General features: G+C 46.0%; 12 protein-coding genes. 7 read left to right on the top strand and 5 right to left on the bottom strand.

What is annotated here, in order from left to right:
* The coding region (locus ACE1CM_RS03740; RefSeq protein WP_374876067.1) for an aminotransferase class IV at positions 1-673 on the top strand (673 nt) is incomplete at its 5' end.
* A 461-nt stretch (positions 674-1,134) separates the two neighbouring features.
* Complete coding sequence (gene ftsH3 / locus ACE1CM_RS03735) at positions 1,135-2,988, top strand: ATP-dependent zinc metalloprotease FtsH3 (protein ID WP_374876066.1); 1,854 nt, start codon at positions 1,135-1,137, stop codon at positions 2,986-2,988.
* 185 nt (positions 2,989-3,173) lie between these two features.
* Here the strand turns inward: ftsH3 and ACE1CM_RS03730 are convergent, their stop codons facing one another.
* Positions 3,174-3,401, bottom strand: a complete 228-nt coding sequence (locus ACE1CM_RS03730) for a helix-turn-helix domain-containing protein (protein WP_374876065.1) — start codon at positions 3,399-3,401, stop codon at positions 3,174-3,176.
* Positions 3,402-3,513: 112 nt separating this feature from the next.
* Between ACE1CM_RS03730 and ACE1CM_RS03725 the strand changes: the two genes are divergently transcribed.
* The 5 genes from ACE1CM_RS03725 (at position 3,514) to ACE1CM_RS03705 (ending at position 5,941) form a co-directional block, all read left to right on the top strand.
* Positions 3,514-3,795, top strand: a complete 282-nt coding sequence (locus ACE1CM_RS03725; protein ID WP_374876064.1) for a hypothetical protein — start codon at positions 3,514-3,516, stop codon at positions 3,793-3,795.
* A gap of 192 nt (positions 3,796-3,987) precedes the next feature.
* Entirely contained in the window at positions 3,988-4,635 is a 648-nt protein-coding gene (locus ACE1CM_RS03720) for a Uma2 family endonuclease (RefSeq protein WP_374876063.1), read from the top strand.
* A 181-nt stretch (positions 4,636-4,816) separates the two neighbouring features.
* Positions 4,817-5,143, top strand: a complete 327-nt coding sequence (locus ACE1CM_RS03715; protein ID WP_374876062.1) for a hypothetical protein — start codon at positions 4,817-4,819, stop codon at positions 5,141-5,143.
* Between the two features lie 67 nt (positions 5,144-5,210).
* Positions 5,211-5,507, top strand: a complete 297-nt coding sequence (locus ACE1CM_RS03710; RefSeq protein WP_374876061.1) for a hypothetical protein — start codon at positions 5,211-5,213, stop codon at positions 5,505-5,507.
* 104 nt (positions 5,508-5,611) lie between these two features.
* The gene (locus ACE1CM_RS03705; RefSeq protein ID WP_374876068.1) at positions 5,612-5,941 is read left to right on the top strand and encodes a PIN domain-containing protein; all 330 of its coding nucleotides are present in this window, start codon (positions 5,612-5,614) and stop codon (positions 5,939-5,941) included.
* Between the two features lie 303 nt (positions 5,942-6,244).
* Here the strand turns inward: ACE1CM_RS03705 and ACE1CM_RS03700 are convergent, their stop codons facing one another.
* The 4 genes from ACE1CM_RS03700 to ACE1CM_RS03685 all read right to left on the bottom strand — a co-directional run bounded on the left by ACE1CM_RS03700 (position 6,245) and on the right by ACE1CM_RS03685 (position 9,575).
* Complete coding sequence (locus ACE1CM_RS03700) at positions 6,245-6,382, bottom strand: hypothetical protein (RefSeq protein WP_374876060.1); 138 nt, start codon at positions 6,380-6,382, stop codon at positions 6,245-6,247.
* Positions 6,383-6,404: 22 nt separating this feature from the next.
* A complete protein-coding gene (locus ACE1CM_RS03695; protein ID WP_374876059.1) occupies positions 6,405-7,076 on the bottom strand; it encodes a PEP-CTERM sorting domain-containing protein in 672 nt (223 codons plus the stop codon).
* A 120-nt stretch (positions 7,077-7,196) separates the two neighbouring features.
* On the bottom strand, positions 7,197-8,219 hold the full coding sequence (locus ACE1CM_RS03690) for a serine/threonine protein kinase (RefSeq protein WP_374876058.1): 1,023 nt from the start codon (positions 8,217-8,219) through the stop codon (positions 7,197-7,199).
* Positions 8,220-8,342: 123 nt separating this feature from the next.
* A complete protein-coding gene (locus ACE1CM_RS03685; protein WP_374876057.1) occupies positions 8,343-9,575 on the bottom strand; it encodes a hypothetical protein in 1,233 nt (410 codons plus the stop codon).
* Positions 9,576-9,814: the final 239 nt, after the last annotated feature.

The following is a 9,814-nucleotide window of genomic DNA, read 5'->3' as shown; positions in this document are numbered from 1 at the left end:
GCTCGCACACCTGCGTCGCCTTTCTTCTTCTCTCCAAACCTTCGACTGGCAGATGCCAAACTGGGAACGAGTGCGACTTGGTGCCCAAATCTTAACTGAACACTACCCCGTTCTTAGAATTACCATATTTCCCGATGGGCGTGAATCGATTACCGGGCGAAACTTACCCGCAGATTTGACAGAAAGAAAAAAATATGGTATAGCGGCTTGGGTAGCAGAAGGGGGGGGTAGGGAGCGATCGCTAGCGACTCACAAGACAGGTAATTACCTATCGCCTTGGCTGGCATTGCAGCAAGCGCAAAAATACGGTGCAAAAGAAGCCATATTAGTCGATGCATCGGGCAATTGGTTAGAAACCAGCACCGGCAACCTGTGGGGATGGCAAGATGGTAGGTGGTGGACGCCGCCAGTAGCAGCGGGAATTTTACCAGGATTAATCAGAGAGCAGCTAATCGATCGGTTGCACAGCCAAAATGAGAAAGTAGGGGAAGAACCCTGGACGGCTGATTTTGTGGCGGGATTGGAAGCTCTAGCCTATTCCAACAGCGTACTCGAAGTAGTCCCCATCCACACCATCATCAGGAGCAGCGCCGCAGGTCAGCAAGTGAGAAACCCAATTACCCATTACCCATTACCCATTACCCACCCAGCGTTCCCAAAATTGCATCTTTAACCCAGCCGGTCGCCAATTCTGAGATAAGTTAAGATAAATTAACACAAGGTAATTACAAAAAGTCCTGGGTCAGCACCCCGCTCTAAAGACGCGGGGCGTGAAAGCCTCAAATCTTTAGGTAGCTGACCAGCCTAAGTCCCGGCAACGGGGAAACGAAGTTATCGGCAAGCGTTCAAGTTCCTACCTGCGAATGCGTAGCCAGTTTGTAGATCTAGAACTCAAAAGTTAAACAGTTTTACTCGGGGTAAGACAGTGCTTTTGAGATAGTACCGACCGATAACCTTGGCCTTGCTAACTTGACTCCCGAAAGGGAAGTTTCACCAGGGGTAACCATACCCCTCCACCCCGAAAGGGGACGACGCCTTATACCGCCGCGTCGTGTTCCGACCTGGTCTCTTGACACACGGTTTCCACATTCCAGGAGACTTTTAGATGATAAAAGCTAGGAGGATTGACCAAGAGTGAATAAACAATGGAGAAATGCAGGGCTGTACGCATTGCTAGCCCTTGTCGTGGTTGCATTAGCTACGGCATTTTTTGACAAGCAAGCCCCGACTAGCAAGACTTGGCGCTACAGTCAGTTCATTCAGGAAGTCCAAAAGGAAAAAAACAGAGAATTTGATAAAGTCAGCATCACCGCTGACCGGACTAAGGCGCGGTTTAGGGATCGAAACGACTCAAAGACCTGGATCTGGGTCAACCTCCCCAACGACCCGGATCTGATTAATATACTGACTCAAAACAAGGTCAATATTGAAGTATTGCCTCCCCAAGACGAAGGCTTCTGGCTGAGGGCATTGAGTAGCTTGTTCTTCCCCATCCTGCTTTTGGTAGGATTGTTCTTCTTGCTGCGCCGCGCCCAAAATGGCCCAGGTTCTCAAGCAATGAACTTTGGCAAGTCAAAAGCCAGAGTGCAAATGGAACCCCAAACTCAAGTAACCTTTGGGGATGTTGCCGGTATTGACCAAGCCAAGCTGGAACTCAACGAAGTTGTTGACTTCCTCAAAAACGCCGACCGCTTTACCGCCGTTGGTGCGAAAATTCCCAAAGGCGTGTTGCTAGTTGGCCCTCCAGGGACGGGTAAAACTTTGCTCGCTCGCGCCGTCGCTGGCGAAGCTGGCGTACCTTTCTTCTCGATTTCCGGTTCTGAGTTTGTCGAAATGTTCGTGGGTGTGGGTGCTTCCCGCGTGCGCGACTTGTTTGAACAAGCTAAAGCCAATGCACCCTGCATCGTCTTCATCGATGAAATTGACGCCGTTGGTCGTCAGCGGGGTGCCGGTCTAGGCGGCGGTAACGATGAACGGGAACAAACCCTCAACCAGTTGCTGACCGAAATGGACGGTTTTGAAGGCAATACTGGCATCATTATTATTGCCGCTACGAACCGTCCTGACGTGCTAGATGCAGCTTTAATGCGTCCGGGTCGGTTTGACCGTCAAGTTGTCGTAGATCGTCCCGATTACGGCGGACGGTTGGAAATTCTCAAAGTCCACGCCCGCGGTAAGACTTTGGCGAAGGATGTGGATCTAGAAAAGATTGCCCGTCGGACTCCTGGTTTTACTGGTGCAGATTTGTCTAACTTGCTCAACGAAGCCGCTATTTTGGCTGCACGTCGCAATTTGACCGAAATTTCGATGGATGAAGTCAACGACGCGATTGACCGCGTGTTGGCGGGTCCGGAGAAGAAAGACCGCGTAATGAGCGAAAAGCGCAAGACTTTGGTCGCCTATCACGAAGCTGGTCATGCGCTTGTGGGTGCGCTGATGCCAGATTACGACCCCGTGCAGAAGATTAGCATTATTCCGCGCGGGCGGGCTGGTGGTTTAACTTGGTTCACGCCGAGTGAAGATCGGTTAGATTCTGGTTTGTACAGCCGTTCTTACTTGCAAAATCAAATGGCGGTGGCTTTAGGCGGTCGCGTTGCTGAAGAAATTATCTTCGGTGAGGAAGAAGTTACTACTGGTGCGTCGAATGACTTGCAACAGGTGGCGCGGGTGGCGCGTCAAATGGTGACAAGATTTGGTATGAGCGATCGCTTAGGTCAAGTGGCGTTGGGTCGTCAGAACGGTAACATGTTCCTGGGTCGCGATATCATGGCGGAACGGGATTTCTCGGAAGCAACTGCTGCTGTGATCGACGATGAGGTTCGCAAGCTGGTGGCTGAAGCTTATAAGCGCGCTAAGGATGTTTTGGTGACTAATAAGCACGTTTTGGATCTACTGGCGGATATGTTGGTTGAGAAGGAAACTGTTGACGCCGATGAGTTGCAAGAGTTGTTGGCGAATAGCGATGTGAAGATGGCTGCTATTGCCTAATTGCAAATTTCAGATTTTAGATTGGGGAAATTCTGGTTTATTCCAGAGTTTTCCCAATTTTTTTAACCGCCAAGACGCCAAGAACGCCAAGGAAGAGAGGTAGGGAGAGATTTCGCTTGCTTTCTCTATCCTCTTTTTTTTACCGCAGAGACGCAGAGGACGCAGAGAAGAGAGGTGGAGAGAGGTTACTCGCTATCGTACATGTAGAGCTTTACGAAGTCTTCGGCTGCTGCTGGGTCTAGTTTTTCTAAACCGCTTTTAATCTCAAAAATGACATCTCCGGTTGGATCTCTCACCTCATTGACCCAACGACTAACATTGGCTGGAGCAATTTCCATTGCGATCGCCAGCTTGTTTTGACTAATGCCGTAGCTTTTCAACACCTGTTTCAGTGCTTTTCCTGCTCTTCCCATGCCCCTGATTTTGTCAAAGGGCTGATGTTCCCGTAAATGTTACCTATTAGGTAAGATCTTGTGTTAGTATCTTACCTAATAGGTAACTTTTTCCTGGCATACCCGATTTCCTATGATTGAAGACTTTCTATCCGAACCTAACAAAACCCCTACAACGCCGAATCCTAGTCCAAGGTCAGGCGATGACCGCGATCCTTTGAGAGTGTTGCTGATTGGTTCTCGTCAAAGGGTAATTCGAGAGAGGCACAAGCTATTTGCAAAGGGCTATGCTCAACTTTACGAATGGAGTCCTTTGCAACGCGCTCCTATTCCTGGTAAAGTCATGAGCATTTTGACTAAATATTCAGATCAAGTAGTGACTGAATTGCCCAAATTGGACAACAAATCTGATTGATTTTAATTGTTGGATTTGTGAACGGATATGGGTTGCGATCGCGCAGCGTGCCGGAGGAATATCGCTTTTTTACACAGCAATTTTGATTGGGGGGTTGGTGGGCGATCGCATCTTTATATCGAATCATAATGTGCCAAATTCGCTGATGTTAAACTAGAAGCAAAACAAGAGCTAAGTTGGGGCAACATAACTATGACAGCTACTCTACAAGCCACAGAAAAGCGCTACTACACCCCAGAGGAATATTTAGCACTGGAAGAAACCGCAGAATACAAAAGCGAATATCGCGATGGGGAGATCGTACCGATGACGGGTGGAACTACAAATCATAATCGAATCGCCAGAAATATGTTAATTGCCTTGACTTTGCAACTGCGAGGGCAAGATTATGAGGTTTTCATCGGTGATGTGCGCTTGTGGATACCTAAAACCAAACGCTTCACCTATCCAGATGTGATGGTAATTGCAGGTCAACCGGAATATTACGATAACCGGAAAGATACTATTACCAATGCTCAAGTCATTATTGCAGTTTTATCGAAATCAACTAAAGGTTACGATCGAGGAGATAAATTTAGAGCTTATCAAACAATTCCCAGCTTTCAAGAATATATTTTGCTTGACCAGAATCAGATGTTTATCGAACAGTATGTTAAACAAGCAAATAAGCGTTGGTCTTATAGGATGTACGATGAAGAAGATGCGGCACTAATTTTTAGTTCTTTTCAGGTTGAAGTACCTCTAGGGGATATTTATGAGAAGGTTGATTTTGCCGAAATAGAAGCTGAAGAATATCCAGAAGATTTAAAAGAAGATGAAGGGGAATCAGATCGAGTTTAAAGGGGTGTAGGGGCGGGTTTCACCAACCATCTTTGCCACCAACAGATAACTTAAATAAACCCGCCCCGACCAGGACGATAACGAAGCAACCAGACATAGTATAATTTAGCGTCATGTTAAAAACCTGATTTCTAAGGTATACAATAAAAGTATCTCAAAATCCATGCGCCCCTTTCCTCCAATGACAGAATCAACCCAGAAACGCCAAGTTCGCCGAGGTCGCATTTTTCCCGAACACCAAAGTAACCCAGAAACTCGCGCTAGACGGATCGCCCAAAGGCAAGAATTAGGTAAACGTTGTCGCCAAATTTTCGAGCAAATTCGCCCACAATTAATGTCAAATCATTACAATTGGTTCATCGCTATTGATGCAGAAACGGGTAACTATTTGCTCGATGAAAAGTTTGATGGTTTGATGCAAAAAGTAAAAGTGCATTATCCGTCTAATGGTAAAGTCAGGTTAACTGCTTTTCGGCTGAATGAAGATGGTTATTGTGGGTTAATATGATTTCGGGTCGGTTTGAGGAACGGGGAAAAATGATTTTTGAAATATAATTATTGAAGGCTCAAATAATATGACATATTTGAAGCAAAAGATAGCCGAAATTTTAGAACTGCTACCGGAAGTTGAAAGTCAGGAATTTCTGGATTTTGTTGATTTATTGCTATGGCGAAATAGCAAAAGAAAGGAAACAATATTACCTGAGAACAACTCTAATCTGGAATTCTCAGATATAGATGATTCTTCCGTACATTATGTTGAAGGAGTGTTAGTAGTCAAAGCTACATCAGGGGAGGGGAAAACAGAAGTAAATTGGGAAAATATTGTCGAAGAAATGCGAGAAGAAAGAATTAGGAAATTTATCCCGTGACAAGAGTTTTGTTTGATAAATATGTGCTGGTAGCAGCGATGCTAGAAGAACATCCCTATTACTCTAAATGATTTGCTTGCTTACAGCGAGTTAGAACAGAAGAGATTAAAGGATTTATTTCAACTCACAGTATAGCTGAACTTTATTCTGTACTTACTCGCTTTCCTCGCACTCCTAGAATTAATCCTGAGTTAGCACAAAGATTGCTTGTGGAAAATTTGAATAAATTTGAGAAAGTTGCTTTAACTGTTGAAGATTATGAAGCGAGGGTGGCGAAAATGGTGAGTTTAAATTTACCAGGAGGAGGGGTTTTCGATGGTTTAATCGCTCAGGCAGCACTTAAAGCAGATGTAGATGTATTATTAAGTTTAAATCCTAATGATTTGACTCGATTGGGTGAGGATGTAGCTCGACTGGTACAGATGCCGATATAGAGCGATCGCACTTTTAATTACGTTAATTTTATAGGATAGATTAGTTTTACGTTCAAGGCCCGCCAGAGATTAAAATCCAAGGGCTTTTAGCGAAAGTCCATTAAAATGGACTGGGTGGTAAGAAGCCGATTTTCTCAGGTTTACCAGTCGGTTTTAACCGACTTTCGCTATGAGACGGGGAATTTATTCCCCGGCGGACTTTGACCACAAATGCAAAATCTAGGTTCAAGGTAGAAACTGTTGCCAGAAACAAAGGTGATGACCCTGATGTAAGATCTGAGTTTACCGAGTTGGCGGTGAACTTCAACGCGACACCCGCCAAATTTCGATAACTGCGTCAACACTGCCGCTAACCAAAGTCTGCCCATCTGGATTGATGGTGACAGAATAAACCAAACTGGGATGACCCGACAAAGTGCAGATTAAATTATTTGTCGCCAAATTCCAAATTTTGATCGTATATTTAGCAGCATTTCCCTTGACGACTCAAGAATAAACCACCAGCGATAACCCCGAGTGCCATCACCGTACTCGGTTCGGGAACCGACGACGGGGGTTGGGACGGAGTCACGGCGAAGGAAGCGTTATCGATATCGAAAGCATCCACGGATGATCCACCATTCCCAAAGACGATCGAACCGAAATCGATATTGCCGATAATGCCGAAAAATCCATCCCTAGCGCCGATCTCGCTCGCAACACCAAAGGTTTGATTGCCCGTACCGTCAAAATTCCCCGTGAGTGTTAAACCGGGGTCATTAACACTGAAAAAGTCGGCACCGAAGGCACGCACCGCGCCAGGGAAAGTCCAAGTTATGGTTGCAGAGGCAGTATCACCTCCGGTAGCATTCAGGTACTGACCACCTGTAACGGCATTATTGTCGAAGGCGATCGCGCTAATGTCAGGAGGGAAAGAATTCGTCGAGACTATCCCCGAATCGAGGGTAATCGTTTGAGCTTTCGGGATGTTGGTGCTAAAAGTATCGGTGGTAACAGTACCGCCAATCGCATTAACCGCCGCTTGCCACGCAGCGCGACTGGTGTAAAGCGTATAAGCTTGAGCCGAAGATAGGGTACCGAGAACTAAAGTGGCTGTTCCCATGGCTAGGGTGAGAGATTTCAGGGTAGAAAGCATGATGATCTTAGTTTCCTCGTCAAAATAAGGTATGAGCTGTAAATCGGACTCAAGCTTAACAGTCGAATAAGTAAATATATCTGTCAAGGTATATGTCAAAACTTCATCTAAACTTTAAAATCAGCTTACTTTCCTCTGACTAACAGAATTCCCACCTAATTGAGAAACCCAAAACCCAATTCCACCCCCCAAAACCAACAACACCCCCGCCGCCACGCCGAGAGGTAAATTGATTTTCCGCTTTCCCAACTTTTGCGCCAGTTCGTCTATCCGCTGCAAAAGTACCTGGGTATTCAGGGGTCTATCCCCTGGCTTTTGCGCCATCAAATTATCGATAAAATCTGCCAAACTCGGTGAAATATTCGCCGCCTGTCGCCAGGGAAACACATCGTTATGGGCATCGTAAAATTTTAAAGGTTGCTGTCCCGTCAGCAAATGCACAAACGTCCTTCCCAAAGCAAAAAAATCTGATTGCGGTACAGCTTGGAAATTCATTTGTTCCGGTGGCGTATACCCAGCAGAAACTACCGCCGTAATTTGGTATCCCGCACCCAGTTTGGCAAGATAAGTATAGGTAGCTTCCCTCGCGGTGCCAAAATCAATCAACACCAACTGCCCATTCGGTCTTAGCATGATATTGGGCGGCTTAATATCCCGATGGAAATACTGCTTCCCATGCACTAAATGCAATATTTCTGCTAGTTGTTTTAACCAGGCGATTGCTTGCTGTTCGGAAATGGGATGATTTCCCTGCTGTTTTAGCCACTCTTCTAAGTTTGGTCCCTCGATTTTTTCCATCACAATGCAGTGCAATATCAACCCGTTTCTGGTTTGATACTGGAAATAACCATCGACTTTGGGAATACCGGGATGTGGCAGCGCCAATACTTTTGCTTCTTGCTGAAATAGTTCGACTGCTTTGGCGTTGTTGTTGAGATGTTCTTTCAGGACTTTGAGTATTTTGGGGTTTCCCCGTTCTTCTGCGGTGTAAATTTTGCCAAAACCGCTGTTATCCCTGAGGAGTCGCATCACCCGATAGCGTCCTTGCAGGAGTAAGTCGGAATTGCAACTTTGACAGTGGTGCTGATTGTGGTTATTGGGATGGTCTGGTTTTGGGCAACTGGGGTTGATGCACAAACTCATAGCTGCTCTTGGCGGGTTGACTGTATCTAGTATAGGTGCGATTTACAATTCCTCCACCCCAAGACAGATTTTGTAGTACTGGGGATGGTGCGTTAGCGCCAGCGTAACGCACCCTACTGATTGCTACAAATTACTGGAAATTGTCTTAAATTTATCTGGCGAACCAAGGGAGTAATCTTCTAGTTTGAAGTCGGCGAAAGGTTTCTTTTCTAACCTATCTCGCAATGCTTCATCTACATTTACGCCTGGTGTTTTGTTTTTAACTCCAATAATTATCACGCTTCTTTGGTATGAGGTTAAATCTTGATTCGCCTGACAACCACTGCGTCTAAATTGCCCTAAGTTTAATAAGCGATAAACTTCGACGCTACGCACATTGCTAAATATTTTTTTCGCCACAAGTTGTATTTGCTGCGCTCGCTGAAAAGCCCGCCGTTCTTCATCGGGTAAATTGCCCTCGCAAGAAGCTGTTCCCACCGATACAATTTCAGTCGGTTTTTGCATAATTCTCTTTATTCCTTCTTGCTCAAGGTTAGTCCTTAACGAGTCAATAGGTATGGGTTGGTCGTTATATTCAACTAGATAATGACTGCCAAAAGACCATTTATATTCAACCGAAAGAACGGCAACGCTAAACTCGGCTTTTCTCCCTTGACTATCTGCACCTTCTATGTATGGAAAATAATCTACTTTACCTTTTCTTTCGGGTCTTTGAGTCACTATAGAAATGCGGTTTATACTACTCAAAGCTAACGCTGTCAAACCAATTAATCCCAACGCTATCAGCAGCGCGGCAATTAAACCAAGAATGGGTAATTTATCGTTTTCTTGCCGCCGGGGAGAGGGCAATAACGTTGTTGTTCTTGTCTTAATCCAGCGCAGTAATGCTGACAGTAATGCTAGACCTGCAACCCAGCGTACTAAGGTTGGTATTAAAGTCGTATTTGTCCTATTTTGGGGCGGTACTGCTGGCACAAATGTTGTATCTCTACCAATCCCGCCTACATTGACAGTTTCAGTTAGTTCGCGTTTAATTTCTTCGATTCGTTGCAAAAGATACTGAGTATTGGCGGGGCGCTGTTTTATATCTTTTGCCATTAATCGATCGATTAAATCTAACAGTAACGGCGAAACGTGGGTGGCATAACCGCGCCAATTTAATACATCGTTGCGGCTATCGTACATATCTAAAGGATGTCTTCCTGTTAGTAAAAAGACAAACGTGCGCCCTAAAGAATAGAAATCTGACTGGGGTATCGCTTGACCAAATGCTTGTTCTGGTGCGGTGTATCCCGATGATTCAATTGCCGTTATTCTTTGTCCGCCGCTGATTTTGGCGAGGTAGGTATAAGTCATTTCTCTGGCAGTGCCAAAGTCGATTAATACTAGATCCCCCCCTGCCCCCCCTTGCAAAGGGGGGGTGCGTTCCCCCCCTTGCGAAGGGGGATCCCCCCCTGCCCCCCCTTGGGAAGGGGGATCCCCCCCTGCCCCCGCAAGCGAAGGGGGATCCCCCCCTGCCCCCGCAAGCGAAGGGGGATCCCCCCCTGCCCCCGCAAGCGAAGGGGGATCCCCCCCTGCCCCCGCAAGCGAAGGGG

The organism is Microseira sp. BLCC-F43 (genome assembly GCF_041929235.1).
In the GTDB taxonomy this organism is placed as follows: domain Bacteria; phylum Cyanobacteriota; class Cyanobacteriia; order Cyanobacteriales; family Aerosakkonemataceae; genus Microseira.
The sequence above is the reverse complement of the archived record's forward strand: the minus strand, read 5'-3'. Positions and strand labels throughout refer to the sequence as shown.